This window comes from Bradyrhizobium japonicum USDA 6 (assembly GCF_000284375.1).
Taxonomy (GTDB): Bacteria; Pseudomonadota; Alphaproteobacteria; order Rhizobiales; family Xanthobacteraceae; genus Bradyrhizobium; species Bradyrhizobium japonicum.
This window is the reverse complement of the sequence record NC_017249.1, coordinates 6,017,733-6,037,090: the sequence shown is the minus strand read 5'-3', so window position 1 is coordinate 6,037,090 and position 19,358 is coordinate 6,017,733. Positions and strand designations below refer to the sequence as shown.

Genomic DNA, 19,358 nt, shown 5'->3' with positions numbered 1-19,358 from the left:
GACGGCCGATGTCCCGGCGACGCAGACACCTTACGACTGACCCGGAGAGCGCATCGTGCCTGATATCACGACCAGCCTTCTGGTGAGCGTCGCCGTGTTCGCCGGCGCCTTCGTCTCGGGGCTCTCGGGCTTCGCGTTCTCGGCCGTGGCGGGCGCGATTCTGCTTCGCGTGTTTCAGCCGCTGGAGGCTGTGCCGCTGATGATGGCGTGCAGCATCGGCGTGCAGGCCACCAATCTGTGGGCGCTTCGGCGCAGCATCCGGTGGGAGGGCAGTCTGCTGCTGATCGTCGGCGGATTGATCGGCGTTCCCATTGCGGTGTCGCTGCTGCAATCCACGGACACGCATCTGCTCCGGCGCGGCTTCGGTATCATCGTCGCGCTCTACGCCGCCTACATGCTGCTGCGGCCGACGCTGGTCACGGCGGGCGAAGCCGTCGGCCGGCCCTGGGTCGCACTGATCGGGTTCGGAGGAGGGCTGGTCGGCGGCCTCACCGCGATGCCTGGTGCGATCCCCACGATCTGGTGCGACATGCGTGGCATGCCCAAGAGCGAGCAGCGCGGCTTGGTGCAGCCCTTCATCGCCGCGATGCAGGTCTTCGCGATCGTGCTGCTGGTCGGGCACCAGGACCTGTCGTCGAAGGTGTTCGTCGACCTCGCGATCAGCCTGCCGGCACTGTTCGCCGGCTCGGTGCTCGGTGTGATCGCCTTTCACCGGGTCAACGAGACGGTCTTTCGCAAGACCGTGCTCGTTCTGTTGTTGCTCTCGGGGATTTCCCTGATCTAGTGCCCGATGCTTTGCACGGGCGCCGCGCTGGTGTCGCTGCCGTGATGCGTCAGCGGCTTCATGCCGGTGACGGTCCGGAGCAGCACATAGAACACCGGCGTCAGGAACAGGCCGAACACGGTGACGCCGATCATGCCGGAGAACACCGCGACGCCCATCGCGCGCCGCATTTCCGAGCCCGCGCCGGTCGAGAGCACCAGCGGCAAGACGCCCATGATGAACGCCATCGACGTCATCAGGATCGGACGGAGCCGCAGTCGGCTCGCCTCGATCGCGGCCCGGATCGGCGTGCGTCCGGCGAATTCGAGCTCACGCGCGAATTCGACGATCAGGATCGCGTTCTTGGCCGAGAGGCCGACCAGCACGATCAAGCCGATCTGGGTGAAGACGTTGTTGTCACCCTTCGAGATCCAGACGCCGAACATCGCCGCCAACAGGCCCATCGGCACGATCATGATGATCGAGAGCGGCAAGGTCAGGCTCTCGTAGAGCGCGGCCAGCACCAGGAACACCAGCAGGATCGCCAGCGGAAACACCCAGAGGCCGGAATTGCCGGCGATGAACTCCTGATAGGTCAGGTCGGTCCATTCGAAGGCAAAGCCGGGCGGCAACGTCTCCGCCGCGATCCGCGTCGCGACCTCCTGCGCCTGGCCCGATGAAAAGCCGGGCGCAGCAGCCGCGTTGATGTCGGACGACAAAAAGCCGTTGTAGCGGATCGCACGCTCCGGTCCGGCGCTCTGGCGGATCGTCAGCAGCGCCGACAGCGGCACCATGTCGCCGGAGGACGAGCGCACCTTCAACTGCCTGATGTCGTCGGCGCGGGCGCGGAACGGCGCGTCGGCCTGGACGTAGACGGAGTAGGTGCGACCGAACTTGTTGAAGTCGTTGACGTAGTAGGAACCGAGGTAGATCTGCAGCGTGTTGAACACCTCGGTCACGGGCACGCCGAGCTGCAGCGCCTTGGTGCGGTCGATGTCGGCGAATAGCTGGGGCACGTTGACCTGGAAGCTCGAGAACACGCCGGCGATCTCCGGCGCCTTCTGCATCGCCGCCATGAACGCTTTCGTCGCCTCGTTCAGCGCTTCATAGCCGAGACCGGCGCGGTCCTCGATCTGGAGCTTGAAGCCGCCGATGGTGCCGAGCCCGTTGACCGGCGGCGGCGGGAACATGGCGATGAAGGCTTCCTGGATGCCGGAATATTTCTTGTTCAGATCGGCCGCGATCGCGTTCCCGCTCAGGGCCGGACCCTTGCGCTCGTCGAACGGTTTCAGCGTCGAGAACACGATGCCGGCATTGGACGAGTTGGTGAAGCCCGAGATGGACAGGCCGGGGAACGCGACGGAGCTCTCGACGCCGGGCTGGGTCAGCGCGATGTCGCTCATCTTGCGGATCACCTCTTCGGTACGGTCGAGCGTTGCGCCGTCAGGCAGCCGCGAGAAGCCGACCAGGTACTGCTTGTCCTGGCCCGGCACGAAGCCGCTCGGCACCTGCTGGAACAGGAAGGCGGTGAGGCCGACCAGCACGACATAGAGGCCCATCACCGCGGCCTTGCCCGAGATCACCTTGGTCACGGTGCCGCTGTAATTCTCCGATGAACGCGTGAAGGCCTTGTTGAAGCCGCGGAAGAACCAGCCGAGGCTCTTTTCCATGATGATCGTCAGCCGGTCCTTCGGCTCGTTGTGGCCCTTGAGCAGCAGCGCCGACAGGGCCGGCGAGAGCGTCAGCGAGTTGACGGCGGAGATCACGGTCGAGATCGCGATGGTCAGCGCGAACTGCTTGTAGAACTGACCGGTCAGGCCGGAGATGAAGGCGAGCGGCACGAACACCGCGATCAGCACCATCGCGATCGCGATGATCGGGCCGGAGACCTCGCGCATCGCCTGGTAGGTCGCGTCGCGCGGCGAGAGGCCACCCTCGATGTTGCGCTCGACGTTCTCGACCACGACGATGGCGTCGTCGACGACGATGCCGATCGCGAGCACGAGACCGAACAGGCTGAGCGCGTTGATGGAGAAGCCGAACACGTGCATCACCGCGAAGGTGCCGACGATCGACACCGGCACCGCGAGCAGCGGAATGATCGAGGCGCGCCAGGTCTGGAGGAACAGGATCACCACCAGCACCACCAGCGCGATCGCCTCCAGCAGCGTGTGGATGACGGCCTCGATCGAGGAGCGCACGAACTGGGTGGGATCGTAGACGATCTGGTAGGACACGCCCTCCGGCATGTTCTTCTTGATCTCGGCCATTGTGGCGCGGACGTGGTCGGAGATCTCGAGCGCGTTGGAGCCCGGCGCCTGGAAGATCGGGATCGCCACCGCCTGCTTGTTGTCGAGCAGCGAGCGCAGGCCGTATTCGGACGCGCCAAGCTCGATGCGGGCGACGTCGCGTAAGCGCACCACCTCGCCGCGCGTGCCGGTCTTGACCACGATGTCGCCGAACTGCTCCTCGTTCGCGAGCCGTCCTTCCGCATTGACGGAGAGTTGCAGGTCGATGCCCTTGACATTGGGGGAGGAGCCGACGACGCCGGCGGCGGCTTCGACGTTCTGCGCCTGGATCGACTTGACGATGTCGCTCGCGGTCAGGCCATGCTCGGCGGCCTTCTGCGGATCGACCCAGACCCGCATCGAATAGTCGCCGGCGCCGTAGAGCTGGACGTCGCCGACACCGTCGATGCGCGCCAGCCGGTCCTTGACGTTGAGCACGGCATAGTTGCGCAAATACGTCATGTCGTAGCGGTTGTTCGGCGACAGCAGATGCACGACCATGGTGAGGTCGGGGGACGATTTCTTGGTGATGATGCCGAGCTGGCGCACCACGGCCGGCAGCCGCGGTTCGGCCTGCTGCACGCGGTTCTGCACCAGCTGCGTCGCCTTGTCGGGATCGGTGCCGAGCCGGAACGTCACCGTCAGCGTCATCGCGCCATCGGTGGTCGCCTGGCTCGACATGTAGAGCATGCCTTCGACGCCGTTGATCTGCTCCTCGATCGGGGTTGCCACCGTCTCGGCGATCACCTTGGGATTGGCGCCGGGATAGGTCGCGCGCACCAGCACCGAGGGCGGCACCACGTCCGGATATTCCGAGATCGGCATCGCGAACAGCGAGATCAGGCCCGCGAGGAAGATCAGGACGGACAGCACGCCGGCGAAGATCGGACGGTCGATGAAGAACTTTGAGAGATTCATGGCTTTGCCCCTACGCGAGAGACAGCTCTCCCGTTACCCGGGACGCAGGCTGCGCCCACGAACCCGGAATCGAGATGCGATGTCTTGGTCGCTATGACTTGGTCATTCCGGGCGCGCGGCCCGGAATGATGTAACTAGCGTTGCACCACGTCCTGGTTGCTGTGGTTGGAAGCCTGCTGCGGTCCACGCGCACCCATCGCCGCGACCTCCGTCTTGAGGAGGGCGCCCGGACGCACGCGCTGCAGGCCGTTGACGATGATGCGATCGCCGGGCTTCAGCCCCGCCGTCACGATGCGCAGGCCGTCGACCGAGCCGCCGAGCGTTATCGGCCGATAGACCGCACGGCTGTCGTCGCCGACCCCCATCACGAACTTCTTGTCCTGGTCGGTGCCGATCGCGCGCTCGTCGATCATCACCAGCGTCTGCTGCTTCGGCTGGCCCATGCGTACGCGGGCGAACTGGCCGGGGATGAGACGCCCGTCCTCGTTCCGAAACACTGCGCGGACCCGGATGGTGCCGCTCTGGCCGTTGACCTGGTTGTCGATGAGCTGGATGTGGCCCTTCGCCGAGAGGCCGCCGGATGTCGTCATTTCCACCGGGATCTGGTCGAGCTTGCCGCGTTGGCCGGAGGCATCCGCGATCGAGTTCAGCGCGCGCAGCACGACCTCTTCATCCGCATCGAACGAGGCGTAGATCGGATTGACCGACACCAGCGAGGTCAGCACCGGGGAGGCGGTGCCGGCGGCGACGAGATTGCCGACGGTGATCTCGAACTTGCCGACGCGGCCGTCCACGGGCGCACGCACTTCGGTGTAGTCGAGATTGAGCTTTGCGGTCTGGAGCGTCGCTTCGGCCGCCTTCACGTTGGCGATGGCTTCGCGATTGGCATTGTCGCGCTGGTCGTAGTCACGCCGCGTGACCACGGCGTTGCCGACCAGCTGCGCGCCGCGCTCGAGCTCGCTCTGGGTGAACACGACGCGCGCTTTGGCAGCCTCGAGCTGGGCGTTGGCCTTGTCGACCTCCGCTGCGTAAGGCGCCGGATCGATCTTGAACAGCACGTCGCCGGCCTTCACCAGCGCGCCTTCGGTGAAGTTGGTCGCAAGGATCGCACCGGCAACGCGGGGACGAAGCTCGACGCGGTCGATGGCCTCGAGCCGGCCGGAGAAATCGTCCCAGAGCACCGTCTGCTTCGGTTCGATCAGCGCGACCGTGACAGGGACGGCCTGCTCGGCAGCGGCGGCCGTTGCGGTGGCCTGGGCTGCACGGAAGTAGTGGCCGGTCGCGATCGAGCCGGCCACGGCGAGGGCGCCAACAATGGCGGCGCCGCCGAGAAGGCGGCGGAAACGGCCGGTGCGGGGGGAGTTTTGCGAGGGATGCATTTGCGCGCTCCAGATATGTAGTGTTCACTACAGATGTGGAGCTGGATGTCGCAGTGCAAGATACTTATGTACCATTCACTAAGAAAATTGTAGCGGCATACCGCAAGAATTGGAAGACGGCAGAGAAAATAAAGCTAGAACAAATAGATAGGATTCGGCGTTAAGCTTCAGGCAGAACGTGAATTCCGAGGAGACAGGCACATGGGCATGGGACGCCCCCGCGAATTCGACGCCGAAACGGCGTTGGACCAGGCGATGGAAGTGTTTTGGCGCCATGGCTATGAGGGCGCCACCATTGCCCAGCTCACCGAGGCCATGGGCATCAATCCCCCGAGCCTTTACGCCTGCTTCGGCAACAAGGAAGGCCTGCTCAAGGCCGCACTCGACCGTTACACCAAATTGCGGGGCGTCTGGATGAACGAGGTGGTTGCCGCACCCACCGCCCGCGACGTCGCCGAGCGGATGCTGATGGGCATCGCCGACAAGCAGACCGATCCCGCCAATCCGCCCGGCTGCCTGCTCGTGCAGGGCGGCATCGCCTGCGGCACCGGCTCCGAGAACGTCCCCTTCGAGCTCGCCGCCCGCCGCGCCCAGAACGAAGACCAGCTCCGCGACCGTTTTGTTCGCGCCAAGGCCGAAGGCGATCTCAAGCCGAGCTCCGATCCCGCCGCGCTCGCGCGCTACGTCTCGGCCGTCTCGGTCGGCATGGGCGTGATGGCGTCCTCAGGCTCCGACCGCGAGGCGTTGCGGCAGGTGGCGATCGTGGCCGTGCAGGCGGTCGAGGCGCAGTCGGCCGACAGAACGTGACGGCCGCCGGCCGTTGTCATTTTGAGGATTGCAGCGACGGCGGCGGCACGAAGCCACCGAACTCGCGCTCAATCAGTCCGGCCAGCGCAATCGTCGTGCGGTCCTCGAGATAAGGCCCGATGATCTGGACGCCGATCGGCAAGCCCGAGGGCGTGCGCTCGATTGGAACGGCTGTCGCAGGCAGTCCGCAGGTCGAAGCGGGATCGGCCCAGATGAAGCACGCATCGGCATAGGGATGAAGCTTTCCGTCGATGTCCAGTTGCCGCGCGTCGAACGGCTCGGAATGATCGTGCGGAAAGGCCGGCACGGCGGCAGCCGGATAGATCACCGCGTCGAACTCGCGGAAGAACTGCTGCCACCGCTGCTGCAACTGCAAGCGGGCCGCGTCCATCGCGAGCCAGTCGCGATGGATCATGCCCCAGCCGCGGGAGCGCTCGGCCTGCAGGCTGCGGTCGTCGGGCGAGAGTGCCGCGGCAACTCCTTGCGCCTCTGCGAGGGCGGCCGGTGTCAGGCGCGGGCTTCGCGCTGCGTTCAACAGCTTCATGTAGAGCCGTGCGGAGTCGGCGAGGTCGGGCAGTGCCGTGCTTGCGCGCGCGACCCGCGCGCCAGATTTGTCGAGCCGGTCGGCCAATCGCCCGATGGCTGAACGCACGGCATCGCCCGTTGGCATCAGCGGATGCGTATCGATTACGAGGATCCTGAAATCCTTGAGATGGTCATGCCGCGGGGCGGGCAGGGCCAGGCGATAGCCGATCCCGTCGCGCGTCTCGTCGGGGCCGGCAATCACGTCGAGCGCCAGCGCGAGGTCGGAGGCGGTGCGCGCCATCGGGCCGACGACCGCGAGATCGCCCTGGCCGGGGACGGGCGGTGCCGGGGGCAGGCTGTAGCCGCGCAGCGGGACCAGGCCGAGGCTTGGCTTGTGTCCGAACACGCCGCAGAAATGCGCAGGCACCCGGATCGAGCCGCCGATGTCCGAGCCGATCGAGAGTGGACCGAAACCTGCGGCCAGCGCTGCGCCCGATCCGCCGGAGGAGCCGCCGGGCGACCGGCCGAGGTCCCACGGATTGTTCGTGGTCCCGTGGATGTCGTTGTAGCTCTGGAAATCCCGCAAGCCGATCGGGATGTTGGTCTTGCCGATGATGACGGCGCCTGCCGCCTTCAACCGCGAGACGACAAGGGCATCTTCCGCAGGCATGAAATCCCTGAAATGTGGGAAGCCCCATGTCGTCGGCAGGCCGGCGACGTTGAACGGTTCTTTCAAGGTCACGGGAATGCCGAGCAGCGGCAGCCTCTCGCCGCGGCCAAGCGCGGCATCGGCGGCGCGCGCGGCCTCTCTCGCGCGATCGAAATCGCGGACGATGATCGCGTTGATGCGCCCGTCCAGCGCCTCGATGCGCGCGATCGTATGCGCGAGCAACTCGGACGCCGACACTTTGCGCGCGTGCAGCGCGCTCAGAAGTGTGCTGATCGAGCCGTAGTCCAGGTCAGCGGCATCTGCGGTCATCACGAGCTCCATTGTATCCCGGCTGAGACCTTGTAGCCCGGATGGAGCGTAGCGCAATCCGGGAGATATCCCGACGCGGATGCATGACCCGGATTACGCTATCGCTTGATCCGGGCTACGACGCTGCGGCCCATCCTTCGGGACGCCCGCCTGCGGCGGGCCCTCAGGATGAGATCGCGTTTTGCGGCGAGATATCAGACCCTCATGGTGAGGAGCCCGCCCAGGGCGGGCGTCTCGAACCATGCAGGCCGTGCTCGTCCGGCAGCCCCTCAGGAGGCTTCCTTCAAGACCGGCGAAGCGGATTCCTCCGCCTTGAGCTCCTCGAGGCTGCGATGCCGCGGCTCGATGCCAAGCGCCCAGACCGTGATGATCTGCACCACCAGCAGCCCGATCATCAGCGCCATGACGCCCGCCACGCCGCGCGTCTCGAACAGCGAGACAACGAGGAACGGCGTGACGATCGTGGCGCCGCGGCCCAGCGTGTTGACGATGCCGGACGCACGCAGGCGGACCTCGGTCGGAAACAGCTCGGGGATGTAGATGCCGAACAGGAGGGCGACCAGCACATAGATCGGCACCGTCAGCGCGAAGCCCACGGCCGGCAGCAGGATCGGGTCGGAGATCATGGGGTAGAGAATTCCGAGCGCCACCGTGATCAGGGATGCGCCGATGATGGTCGGCTTCCGGCCCCAGCGGTCGGCGGTCAACGCACCGATGGCCGAGCCGATCGGAGCGCCGAGCGCCATCAACAGCGAATAGCCGAACGAGGTCGCGATCGAGAGGCCCTGCTTGACGAAGAACACGGGCAGCCAGGTCACGAAGCCATAGAGCAGGGTGTTGATCGTGATCAGGCAGACGGCGCCGACGATCATCCGCGACAGCAGAGGTGCGGTGAACAGCGTGCCGAGATCGGCAGCGACCGGGGCCGGTGTCGTGACCGCGGGAGGAGGCAGGGGCTGGCCCTGTGCCGCTTCCTTCTCGATGGCTTGCATCAGTGCTTCTGCTTCAGCGGTGCGTCCCACCGCTTCCAGCCAGCGCGGCGATTCCGGCAGCGACTTGCGCATGTACCACACCACGAGCGCGCCGACGCCGCCGAGCACGAACATGGAGCGCCAGCCGAATTGCGGAACCACCACGGACGCGACCAATAGCGCCACGGGCAAGCCGGTGACGACGCACACGGTGGTGAAGCCGAGCCATTTGCCGCGGGTGCGCGCGGGCACGAATTCCGTCATCGTCGAATAGCCGACGACGTTCTCCGCACCTAACCCAACGCCCATCACGAAGCGGCAGGCGATCAGGAAAGCCATGTTCGGCGAGAACGCCGCGGCAAGGGAGGCAACGCCGAAAAGGAGCAAATTGAATTGATAGGTGAAGCGGCGTCCGTAGCGGTCGCCGAGGAAGCCGGTTCCGAATGATCCCAGCATCATGCCGACGAAGGTCGCGGAGATGAAAACCGCGTTCTGGGCGAGGGTCGAAAAGCCTGTCTTCAGCGTGACGCTGAGCACGGTCCCGGCGATATAGATGTCGAAACCGTCGAAAAACATTCCGATGCCGATCAGCAGCATGATGCGGCGGTGGAATGGCCCGATCGGCAGCCGATCCAGACGGCTGCCTGCGTTCACCGATGTCGACATATACGCTCTCCCTTGACTGCTGTTCTGGTTGATGCGGCCCGCCTTCTATGGGCGGTCGGCCGCTTGTCGTTTTCCTGCTAGTTCAGGCGCTTTTGGTTGGCCGTGTCGCGATACCAGTCGAACGGCTGCTCGTGGGTCGCGACCATCACGCTCTTGGTGTTGAAGTGGTCGTTGAAGCTTTCGGTGCCGCATTCGCGGCCGATGCCGGAATCGTCGACGCCGCCCCAGGGCGAGGCCGGGTCGAGCCGGTGGTGATCGTTGATCCAGACGATGCCGGCCTTGACGGAGGCGGCGACGCGATGCGCGCGCGCGACGTCTCGGGTGCGGATGGCCGCCGCGAGGCCGAACGGCGAGTCGTTGGCAAGCCGAAGCGCATCGGCCTCGTCCTTGAACGGCGTCACCGAGGTGAAGGGACCAAACACTTCCTCCTGGAAGATGCGCATGTCGGATGTGACGTCGGCGAACACCGTCGGCTCGACGAAATAGCCGTTGTCGTGGCCCGGCACCTTCGCGGCAACGCCGCCGGTGACGAGACGCGCGCCATCCTCGTGGCCGTAGCCTGCGTAGGTGAGAACGCGGTCGCGCTGCCGCGCGGAGATCACGGGGCCCATTTGGGTGCTCGCATCGAAGGGATCGCCGACGCGGATCGTGCGGGTCTTGGCCTGCAGTTTCTCGACGAATTCGTCATAGATCGAGGCCTGGACGATGTGGCGCGAGGCGCAGACGCAGGTCTGTCCGGCGCCGATGAAAGCGCCGAACGCGGCGTAGTTGACGGCGCGGTCGACGTCGAAATCGTCGAACACCATCACCGGCGTCTTGCCGCCGAGCTCCATGGTCTGATGCGCGAACACTTTTGCGGCGGCGCTGCCGGCGATGCGGCCGGCCTCGGTGCCGCCGGTCAGGACCAGCTTGTTGATGTCCGCATGCTCGGCCAGCATCTTGCCGGCGCTCTGGCCGAGGCCGAGAACGATGTTGAAGACGCCGGGCGGAAGGCCGGCTTCGGTGAAGATCTGCGCGAGCTTCAACGTCGTCAGCGGCGTGTATTCGGACGGCTTGACCACGGTGACACATCCGGTCGCCAGCACCACGGCGAGCGACTTGCACAGGATCATCAAGGGATGGTTGAACGGCGTGCAATTGGCGACGATGCCGATCGGCGTGCGGAGCGTGTAGTTCAGATAGGCGCCTTCGACGGGGATGACGGAGTCGCGGCGCGCCAGCGCAACGCCGGCAAAGTAGCGGAAGAAATCGGGCAGGCGGGAGAGCTGGGCGCGGGTCTCGTTGACCGGCCGGCCGTTGTTGAGGGTTTCCAGCCGGTACAGGCTGTCGAGATTGGCCTCGAAGGCATCGGCGAGCCTGTTGACCAGTCTGGCACGCGCGCGGGTGTCCATGCCGCCCCAGGCTTTGCCTTCGAACGCCGCGCGCGCGCTCTTCATCGCGCGGTCGATGTCCTCGGCGGTCGAATTGGGAATGCGGGCGATTACGTCGCCGGTCGCGGGATTGCGGACGTCGAGCATCGCGCCGTGGCCGGCTTCGACTTCACGTCCGTCGATGAAATTGCCATGGGTTTCGACGTCGATCGACGCGGATTTCGACGGAATGTTCATGATGATCTCTCCTCGACGATGACGGCGTTGCGCTTGAGCGCCGGCAGAACGCGTTTTTCGGTGGCCCCGATATGGGCCTTGATGATGCGCGCCGCGGTTCGCGTTTCGCGGCTCTGCATGGCGTCGATCAGGGCGACGTGCTCGGCGACGAGCTTTGCCGGATCGTGACCCTTCAGATTGGACACGCTGACGCGGACCAGCCGGTCGGCCTGGCCGATCAGGTCGCACAGCGCCGTCGCCATGCGGCGATTGCCGGACGCATGGGCCAGCGCGGAGTGGAAGCCGCGGTTGTAGGCGATGAAGTCCTCGTGGTCGCCGGAGAAGCGGCGAAATTCATCGAGCGATTTCAGGACGCTGTCGGGAGCGCTCTCGATCGCCTCAGCGACGCAGGCCGGCTCCAGCGCAAGACGGAAGCGGAGAAGGTCGCGGGCGTCCGACAGCGAGATCGGCGTGACCCGGTAGCCCTGGCGCGGCTGCACCGTCACCAGGTGCTCGCGCTGCAGCCTCAAAAGCGCATCCCGAACCGGTTGGCGGCTCACCGAATAGCGTTCGGCCAGATCCTGCTCGCGCATTTCATCGCCCGGAGCGAAGCGGCAAGCTAAAATATCAGATCTGAGAAGATCGTAGATGTTTTCGCGCAAAAGCATGATTCCAGGAACCTCGTTGGCTTTAATCTGACAATCCTGATATTTCACGTCAAGAGCCAAATGCTTGAATTCCCTGACAGTTGATTTATCAATCGGGGGCCTCCACGGCACGCGAACGGGTTTGATCCCGAAGTTAAGGAAAGACCGGACATGGACAGGCTTCTTGCCAACGGGACCGTCAACGCCGCGCAATCGGGCGAGGGGCCGCCGCTGTTTCTCTTCCACTCGCTGTTGTCGGACCGCGCGAGCTTCGATGCGATCGTGCTCGAGCTTGAAGGGTCGTTTCGCACCATCGTGCCGGAGTTGCCGGGGTTCGGCCGCTCACGCGCGGTCGGGGGCGGGCTCATCGTTGTCGCGGACAGGATGGCGGAGGCCGTGAAGGAGGCTGCGGGCCGTGCGCCCGCGATCGTGCTCGGCAATGGCTATGGCGGCTTCGTGGCCTTGCAGATGGCGATCCGGCACCCGGAGATCGCCAGCAAGCTGGTTCTCGCCGATTGCGGCGCGGCGTTCTCGGAGCCCGGCCGCGAGGCGTTTCGCAACATGGCGATGGTCTCGCGGGAGAAGGGCCTCGAGGCGATCACTGACGTTGCGATGCGACGCTTGTTTGCGCCCGAGTTTCAGGAGCGGCATCCCGAACTGATGCGGGATCGTCGTGAAGCTTTTCTGCGGACCGATCCCGATGTGTTTCGCAGCGCATGCGACGCGTTGGCAAGCCTCGATCTCCGCCCCGAACTTGCCGCGGTGAAAGTTCCTGCCCTCGTTCTGGTCGGAGAGCACGACGAAGCGACGCCTCCGCCAATGTCGCACGAGCTGGCTGCCGGTTTGCCGCGCGCCGAACTCAAGGTCATTCCCGGCTGCGCGCACGTGCCGCAGCTTCAGTCGCCGCGACAGTTTCTCGGAGCCCTCAAGGGCTTCCTGCTTTGATCTGCGCCTGACCGATGCCGACCCTGCGCTCGAAACGGCGATGCCTTCCGAGCGGTTAATGGCTCCTGTGCGGCGGTGAATTCACAAGCGGGGATGGTGCAATCCTGCGCCTGTGTTGCCCGACGTGTCAAACGTCCTCTGCGCCAGGCTCGCGCCATGCCGGAGCGAAATTCTTCAATGATTTGTACTGTGCATGGGGTTGTTTTCGCATTTTTTGTTGGAGCATCCCCGGGGCAGCGAGGACCAGAGCATCAGCCGCCCGCATTGAGGCGGGCTCCCTAAGAGTTTTTACACACAGTTCTGGCACGCTCCGCGCGCCAATATCCGCAACCTGCATCGTCGCCTCTCATTGCGCGCACGAAAAGACGGGACCCGCGGGCATCGAGGGGGCGTGAGCCATGACTGCAGTTGCTTCGGACGCTGGTCGCGCGAAGGGCGGGATCGTGCCGATCCTGCTATGCGTGGTGCCGTTCAGCCAGATTCCGCTCGATGCCTATACGCCGGGCCTGCCGCAGATGGTGGTGGATCTCGCAACCGATTCCGCGTCGATGCAGAACACCGTCACCGCCTACATGCTCGGTATGAGTCTGGCGCTGGTGCCGGTCGGCATCGCCTCCGACACGCTCGGCCGCCGTAACGTCCTGCTCGCGGGGCTATCGGTTCTCATCGCGATGAGCATCGCCTGTGCGCTGGCCACCAGCGCATCGCTGCTGCTCGCGCTGCGCTTCCTGCAGGGCATCGGCGGCTGCACCTGCCTCGTCGTTTCCTATGCGGTTGCGGCCGACTGCTTTCGCGGCCGCGAGCTCACGGCGATTTCTGGATTGCTTGGCGCCGCCTGGGGGCTTGCGCCCGTGCTCGCACCGGCGGCCGGCGGCTTCATCGTCGAGCTGACATCCTGGCGCGGGGTCTTCGTCATCATCGCCATCGCCGCGGCCATCGTCGCTGCGATCGTCGTGCTGCTTCTGCCCGAGACGCTGCCGGCCGAGCGACGCGCGCCGTTCGATCCGCGCCGCACGGCGAGCATTCTCCGCGAGGCGCTCGTCCGTCCGGGTTTCCTGGCCTTCGTGCTGGTGTTCGCCGCCGCGGCCAGCGCGCAACTGGCGTTCGGCGTCGTCGCGCCGTTCTTCTATCAGACCGGCCTCGGTTATTCCGCGGCCATCTACGGCCTCGTCGCGCTCGGCCTTGGCGGCGTGAATCTCGCGGGCGAGCTCGGCTGCGCGCATTTCGCGCGCTTCATGCCGGCCCGGGTGATGGGCTTTGGCGCCTTCGCGCTGTTTCTCGCCGGCGCCGTCGTCTTGACCGCGACCGGCTTGGCCGTCGGTCTCGATTTTGCGTCGATCACGATCGGCGGCGCGCTGGTGCTCGGCGGTTGCGGCGTGCTGTGCCCGATGATGTACGGCATGGCGCTCGGCCTGTTCGAGCGCGACCACGGCCTGATCGGCGGCCTCATCAGCGCGCTCTGCTATCTCGCGGTCAGCGGCGCCATGGCGATCGCGGCGGTGTTGCCCGAAGCGACCCAGGCGCCGATCGGCTGGCTCTATCTCGGCCTCTGCGCCGTCGCAGGCACGCTGCTTGCGATCTCGTTGCCTGCGGCACGCCACGCCACACAGACTTAAGGAAGGACCCCATTGATGACCACCGTCGGTATTCGCGGCACATTCTTCGACTTCGTCGATGATCCCTGGAAGCACATCGGCAACGAGCAGGCTGCTGCGCGTTTCCATCAGGACGGCCTCATGGTCGTCACGGGCGGCGTCATCAAGGCGTTCGGTCCCCATGACAAGATTGCCGCTGCGCATCCGGGCGTCGAGATCACCCATATCAAGGACCGCATCATCGTCCCGGGCTTCATCGACGGCCACATCCATCTGCCGCAGACCCGCGTGCTTGGTGCCTATGGCGAGCAGCTGCTGCCGTGGCTCCAGAAGTCGATCTACCCCGAGGAGATCAAGTACAAGGATCGCAACTACGCGCGCGAGGGCGTGAAGCGTTTTCTCGACGCTCTGCTCGCCGCCGGCACCACCACCTGCCAGGCCTTCACCAGCTCCTCACCGGTCGCGACCGAAGAGCTGTTCGAGGAAGCGGCCCGCCGCAACATGCGCGTGATCGCGGGCCTCACCGGGATCGACCGCAACGCGCCGGCCGAGTTCATCGACACGCCCGAAAACTTCTATCGCGACAGCAAGCGGCTGATCGCGCAGTACCACAACAAGGGCCGCAACCTCTACGCCATCACGCCGCGCTTCGCCTTCGGCGCCTCGCCGGAGCTGCTCAAGGCATGTCAGCGCCTCAAGCACGAGCATCCGGACTGCTGGGTCAACACCCATATTTCCGAGAACCCGGCCGAATGCAGCGGCGTGCTGGTCGAGCATCCGGACTGCCAGGATTATCTCGGCGTCTACGAGAAGTTCGACCTGGTCGGGCCAAAGTTCTCCGGCGGCCACGGTGTCTATCTCTCGAACAACGAGTTCCACCGCATGTCGAAGAAGGGCGCCGCGGTGGTGTTCTGCCCGTGCTCGAACCTGTTCCTCGGCAGCGGCCTGTTCCGCCTCGGCCGCGCCACCGATCCCGAGCATCGCGTGAAGATGTCGTTCGGCACCGACGTCGGCGGCGGCAACCGCTTCTCGATGATCTCCGTGCTCGACGACGCCTACAAGGTCGGCATGTGCAACAACACGATGCTCGACGGCAGCATCGATCCGGCGCGCAAGGATCTTGCGGAAGCCGAGCGCAACAAGCTCTCGCCCTATCGCGGTTTCTGGTCGGTCACGCTCGGTGGTGCCGAAGGCCTCTACATCGACGACAAGCTCGGCAATTTCGAGCCCGGCAAGGAAGCCGATTTCGTCGCGCTCGATCCGAACGGCGGCCAGCTGGCGCAACCCTGGCACCAGTCGCTGATCGCCGACGGTGCTGGTCCGCGCACGGTCGACGACGCCGCGAACATGCTGTTCTCCGTCATGATGGTCGGCGACGACCGGTGCGTCGACGAGACCTGGGTGATGGGCAAGCGTCTCTACAAGCAGAGCTGAAGCGGACGGTCGCGATGAGCGCATCTCCGGATCCGGCGGCCCAGGCGGTCGCCCTCGTCATCCAGCGCCGCATTGCCGACGACGGCTTTGCCGCGTTCGCGCGCTGGAACGGCGAGGTCGGCGAGGCGCTGAAGGCGTGGCCCGGCTTCCTCAGCCAGGAGGTCGTGCCGCCGCAGCCGCCGGCGCATGTGGACTGGGTCACCATCCTGCGTTTCGCGAATCCGGCCGCCGCCCGCGCCTGGCTTCAGAGCGAGGTACGAGCGAAGCTGATCGCGGACGTGCAGCGCTTCTTCGTCGGGTCGGAGGACGTCCATATCCTTCCCGACACGGGCGTTCAGCGCGACAGCGCTGTCTCCGCCGTGATCTCCTTCAAGGTGCCGGATGGACTCGAGGATGCGTTCCTCAAATGGCAGCAGCGCATCCAGGCCGCCGAGGCCGAGTTCAGGGGGTTCCTGCGTCACAAGATCGAGCGGCCGATTCCGGGCCTGCACGACGAGTGGATCGTCATCCTGTCGTTCGACAGCGATGCCAACCTCAATGCTTGGCTCGACTCGCCCTTGCGGCAGACGCTGCTTGAGGAAGGCGCGCGCTTCAACGCCGGCATGAACGTGAAGCGGGCAAGCTACGGCTTCAATTTCTGGTTCCCGGCCGGCAAGACGCAGGCGCCGGAGCAAGGGCCTGGCTTGATCTGGAAGAGCAACCTCATCGTCCTGCTGGTGCTCTATCCCGTGGTCTATCTCTGGGGCTATTTCGTCAGCGCGCCGCTGATCGACAGCCACGGCGTGCCCGTCTGGCTGTCGCTGTTCGTCGGCAATCTCGTGAGTACCCAGCTGCTCGGCTGGTTTCTCGTGCCGGCCGCCTTCAGGGCGCTCGACTGGTGGATCAAGCCGAAGGCAGCGCTCGGCCGCCAGATCGCGGGATATGCACTGCTTGCCGCGCTCTATGCGGGCTCGATGGGCCTGTACGCGCTGCTGCTCGCATGGCATTGGGGACGGTGAGGCCATCCACCGTGCGGACCGTTGCGGTGCTGTCGGGGAGAGGTCGGTCTCTGGACGCTGACGACCATGTTCGCCCTGACATTTCTCGGCACCTCGGCAAGCGTTCCCTCAGTGGAGCGCAACCATCCGGCCCTCCTGGTGGAGGCCGCGGGCAAGCGCATCCTGGTTGATTGCGGCGAGGGCACGCAGCGCCAATTGCTGCGCAGTGGCGCCGGCTTTCGCCGGCTCGACCGCATCCTGCTGACGCACGGGCATCTCGATCATGTGCTCGGCATCCCCGGTCTCTTCTCGACGCTGGGGTTGCGGCAGAGTTCGGACGTGATGACCGTTCATGCGGGCCCGGGCACGCTCGACATCGTCGTTCGCATGCTCGCCGGCTTGTGGGGCGCGGGCAGGGCGCCGATCCCTGTGGCGTTCGCACCGCTGACCGAGGGGCAAGTCATCGATGCCGGCGACTTCACCATCGACTGCTTTCCGGTTCGCCACCGCGACACCGACAGCTTTGGCTTCTCTTTCCAAAGCCCCGCGCGCCGCCACCTTCTGCCCGAGCGCCTCGCGTCGCTCAGTGTCCCGGACGGGCCGATGCGCGGAGAGCTGGCCGCCGGACGACCGGTCGTGATCGCCGGTCGAACCATCGATCCGGAGGACGTCCTGGGCCCGCCAGGCGGCGGCAGGAAGCTCGTCGTGGTCGGCGACACTGAAACCACGGATGGTCTATCTCGACATGCCGCCGACGCCGACATGCTGGTGATCGAGGCGACGTTCCTCGATCGTGACGCCGCGACCGCGCGGGCCTACGGCCATCTCACGGCCACCGAAGCCGCTTCGTTTGCCGCCGCCAGCAACGTCAAGCAGCTCGTGCTGGTCCACATGTCAGGACGGTACGAGGATGAACAGATATTGGCCGAAGCGACAAAGGTGTTTCCGAATACGCGGATCGCCGCCGACTTCGATCACATCGTGATCTAATCACCATCACCGCACTCAGCTCGTCAATCCCGACTTGATCGCGAGATCCTGGACTTGGGCCGTCGCCTGCATCAGCCTTGGCAGTGCCTCGTCGCGGAAGGCCGCCATGTCCATGCGCATCGCATCGACCGTGACGCTCAGGCCGCCGATCACAAAACCCTGAGCGTCGAAGATCGGCGTTGCCAGTGTGCGCAGGCCATAGGCATTCTCGCCGTCGGAGACCGCATGGCCTTTCTTCTTCACCTGATCGAGCCGGGCGAGCAGTGCATCGAGATCGGTCAGCGTTCGCTCCGACAGTTTTACGCGAGGACGCAACTCGAGCCGCTCGATCTGCTGGTCGCGTGGCAGATGCGCCAGCATGACATGGCCGAGCGCGGCGCTGTAGGCGGGGATGCGCGTGCCCGGTCGGCGGTCCATCTTGTGACGGTCGAGGCCGGCACCGACGCGCGCGAGATAGATCACGTCGCCGCCATCGAGAATGCCGAGCGATGCCGCATCGCCGACCGCCGGGACGAGGTCGCGCAGCAGCGGCTCGACGATCGGGCGCAACGAGCCGCGCGACAGCACGGTATAGCCGAGGTCGAGACAGGCGACGCCGAGACGGAACCGGCGGCTTTGCGGAACGCCCTGGAGATAGCCGAGCTCGGTCAGGGTCTGGATCAGGCGGAACGCCGTCCCGCGATCGAGATCGGCCCGTGCGGCAATCTCGCTCAGGGTCAGCTCGAAGGCCTCGCTGCTGAAACTCTTGAGCACCGCGAACGCCTTCCCAACGGAAGCGACGTGGTTTTTAGGGTTTTTCAGCGACGATTCCGCTATGCGCTTTGCAGCCTTGGCCATGCTCGAATGCCCCGCCATGACAGCCATGCCCTTGACGTCGGGCCAAGCTGATTTTACGACTGCACCAGTAAATAACAAATGTTCGCATTCCGAACAACAACGTTCGGACGATCGGAGGAAGTTTTGTCGACATCATCGCTGCACCCTCATGGCGTGTTCTCCGCCGCGTTGACGCCGCTCGACGCCGAGCTTGCTCCCGATCATGCGCGCTTCGTGGACCATTGTCGCTATCTGCTCGACGAAGGTTGCGACGGCATCGCGATGCTTGGCACGACGGGTGAGGCGAACTCCTTTTCGGTGGCCGAACGCACGGCGCTGCTCGAGGCGGTGGTGGCCGCCGGCATCGCGCCGCGGCGGCTTTTGCCCGGCACCGGCGTTGCCGCGCTCAGCGACACCATCGCGCTGACGCGCCACGCCCTCTCGGTCGGCGTCGACACGGTGGTGATGCTACCGCCGTTCTACTACAAGAACGTCACCGATGACGGCATCTTTGCCTCCTACAGCGCAGTGGTGCAGCGCATCGGTGATGCGCGTCTGAAAGTCGTCCTCTATCACTACCCGCAGATGTCGGCGCAGCCGATCTCGCATGGGCTGATCGAGCGGCTGCGCAAGGCCTATCCGGCCACGTTCACGGGCATCAAGGATTCGTCCGGCGACTTCGCCAACATGACGGCGATGGTCGAACGCTTCCCCGGCTTCGCAGTCCTCGGCGGCGCCGATCCATTGATGCTGCCGCTGCTGCGCAAGGGCGGCGCGGGCTGCATCACCGCGACCTCCAATGTCGTCGCGCGCAGTCTTGCCTATGTCTTCAAGCACTTTGGCGACAGCGACGACGATCCGGCGCTCAAGGCGGCGCAGGCGCGCATCGTGAAGGCGCGCGAGCTGGTCTCGCAATTTCCGCAGATGGCCTCGCTGAAGGCGCTTGCGGCTGATCGCACCAAGCATGCCGGTTGGCAGCGCCTGCGGCCGCCACTGGAGTCCTTGCAGCCGGACCAGCTGAAGGAGCTGCTTGCGAATGCTGCGGCATTCGCAGCCTCCGCCTAAGCTCGGT

At 65.4% G+C, this 19,358-nt stretch carries 15 protein-coding genes; 8 read left to right on the top strand and 7 right to left on the bottom strand.

The features are described from left to right. The first annotated feature begins 55 nt into the window (after nucleotides 1-55). Nucleotides 56-784: a sulfite exporter TauE/SafE family protein gene (locus BJ6T_RS28685; protein ID WP_014496038.1), complete on the top strand. Its 729-nt coding sequence runs from the start codon at nucleotides 56-58 to the stop codon at nucleotides 782-784. On the opposite strand, the gene BJ6T_RS28680 is transcribed toward BJ6T_RS28685, so the two are convergent. Continuing rightward, nucleotides 781-3,969 carry an efflux RND transporter permease subunit gene (locus BJ6T_RS28680; RefSeq protein ID WP_014496037.1) on the bottom strand — a complete coding sequence of 1,063 codons (3,189 nt, stop codon included), beginning with the start codon at nucleotides 3,967-3,969 and terminating at the stop codon, nucleotides 781-783. The genes BJ6T_RS28685 and BJ6T_RS28680 overlap by 4 nt on opposite strands. Before the next feature lie 134 nt (nucleotides 3,970-4,103). Then, nucleotides 4,104-5,348, bottom strand: coding sequence for an efflux RND transporter periplasmic adaptor subunit (locus BJ6T_RS28675; RefSeq protein ID WP_014496036.1), 1,245 nt, complete (start codon nucleotides 5,346-5,348; stop codon nucleotides 4,104-4,106). Between the two features lie 201 nt (nucleotides 5,349-5,549). Here BJ6T_RS28675 and BJ6T_RS28670 point away from each other — a divergent pair, with 201 nt between their 5' ends. Continuing rightward, complete coding sequence (locus tag BJ6T_RS28670; RefSeq protein WP_014496035.1) at nucleotides 5,550-6,155, top strand: TetR/AcrR family transcriptional regulator; 606 nt, start codon at nucleotides 5,550-5,552, stop codon at nucleotides 6,153-6,155. Between the two features lie 16 nt (nucleotides 6,156-6,171). Here BJ6T_RS28670 and BJ6T_RS28665 read toward each other — a convergent pair whose 3' ends face one another. The 4 genes from BJ6T_RS28665 to BJ6T_RS28650 form a co-directional block, all read right to left on the bottom strand. Continuing rightward, nucleotides 6,172-7,659, bottom strand: coding sequence for an amidase (locus BJ6T_RS28665; RefSeq protein WP_014496034.1), 1,488 nt, complete (start codon nucleotides 7,657-7,659; stop codon nucleotides 6,172-6,174). Between the two features lie 269 nt (nucleotides 7,660-7,928). After that, entirely contained in the window at nucleotides 7,929-9,296 is a 1,368-nt protein-coding gene (locus tag BJ6T_RS28660) for an MFS transporter (RefSeq protein WP_014496033.1), read from the bottom strand. A gap of 77 nt (nucleotides 9,297-9,373) precedes the next feature. Then, on the bottom strand, nucleotides 9,374-10,903 hold the full coding sequence (locus BJ6T_RS28655) for an aldehyde dehydrogenase (protein ID WP_014496032.1): 1,530 nt from the start codon (nucleotides 10,901-10,903) through the stop codon (nucleotides 9,374-9,376). After that, a complete protein-coding gene (locus tag BJ6T_RS28650) occupies nucleotides 10,900-11,550 on the bottom strand; it encodes a GntR family transcriptional regulator (protein ID WP_014496031.1) in 651 nt (216 codons plus the stop codon). The genes BJ6T_RS28655 and BJ6T_RS28650 overlap by 4 nt, the downstream gene beginning before the upstream one ends. A 150-nt stretch (nucleotides 11,551-11,700) precedes the next feature. Here BJ6T_RS28650 and BJ6T_RS28645 point away from each other — a divergent pair, with 150 nt between their 5' ends. The 5 genes from BJ6T_RS28645 to rnz all read left to right on the top strand — a co-directional run bounded on the left by BJ6T_RS28645 (nucleotide 11,701) and on the right by rnz (nucleotide 17,470). Continuing rightward, the gene (locus BJ6T_RS28645) at nucleotides 11,701-12,474 is read left to right on the top strand and encodes an alpha/beta fold hydrolase (protein WP_014496030.1); all 774 of its coding nucleotides are present in this window, start codon (nucleotides 11,701-11,703) and stop codon (nucleotides 12,472-12,474) included. 398 nt (nucleotides 12,475-12,872) lie between these two features. After that, a complete protein-coding gene (locus BJ6T_RS28640; protein WP_014496028.1) occupies nucleotides 12,873-14,090 on the top strand; it encodes a multidrug effflux MFS transporter in 1,218 nt (405 codons plus the stop codon). A 15-nt stretch (nucleotides 14,091-14,105) separates the two neighbouring features. After that, nucleotides 14,106-15,503: a guanine deaminase gene (gene guaD / locus BJ6T_RS28635; protein WP_014496027.1), complete on the top strand. Its 1,398-nt coding sequence runs from the start codon at nucleotides 14,106-14,108 to the stop codon at nucleotides 15,501-15,503. A 14-nt stretch (nucleotides 15,504-15,517) separates the two neighbouring features. Then, nucleotides 15,518-16,501: an antibiotic biosynthesis monooxygenase gene (locus BJ6T_RS28630; protein WP_014496026.1), complete on the top strand. Its 984-nt coding sequence runs from the start codon at nucleotides 15,518-15,520 to the stop codon at nucleotides 16,499-16,501. 66 nt (nucleotides 16,502-16,567) lie between these two features. Then, nucleotides 16,568-17,470, top strand: a complete 903-nt coding sequence (gene rnz, locus BJ6T_RS28625; protein ID WP_014496025.1) for a ribonuclease Z — start codon at nucleotides 16,568-16,570, stop codon at nucleotides 17,468-17,470. Nucleotides 17,471-17,485: 15 nt separating this feature from the next. On the opposite strand, the gene BJ6T_RS28620 is transcribed toward rnz, so the two are convergent. Then, nucleotides 17,486-18,307 carry an IclR family transcriptional regulator gene (locus tag BJ6T_RS28620; protein WP_014496024.1) on the bottom strand — a complete coding sequence of 274 codons (822 nt, stop codon included), beginning with the start codon at nucleotides 18,305-18,307 and terminating at the stop codon, nucleotides 17,486-17,488. 123 nt (nucleotides 18,308-18,430) lie between these two features. On the opposite strand from BJ6T_RS28620, the gene BJ6T_RS28615 reads away from it, so the two are divergent. Beyond that, the gene (locus BJ6T_RS28615) at nucleotides 18,431-19,351 is read left to right on the top strand and encodes a dihydrodipicolinate synthase family protein (RefSeq protein ID WP_014496023.1); all 921 of its coding nucleotides are present in this window, start codon (nucleotides 18,431-18,433) and stop codon (nucleotides 19,349-19,351) included. The last annotated feature ends 7 nt before the right edge of the window (nucleotides 19,352-19,358 follow it).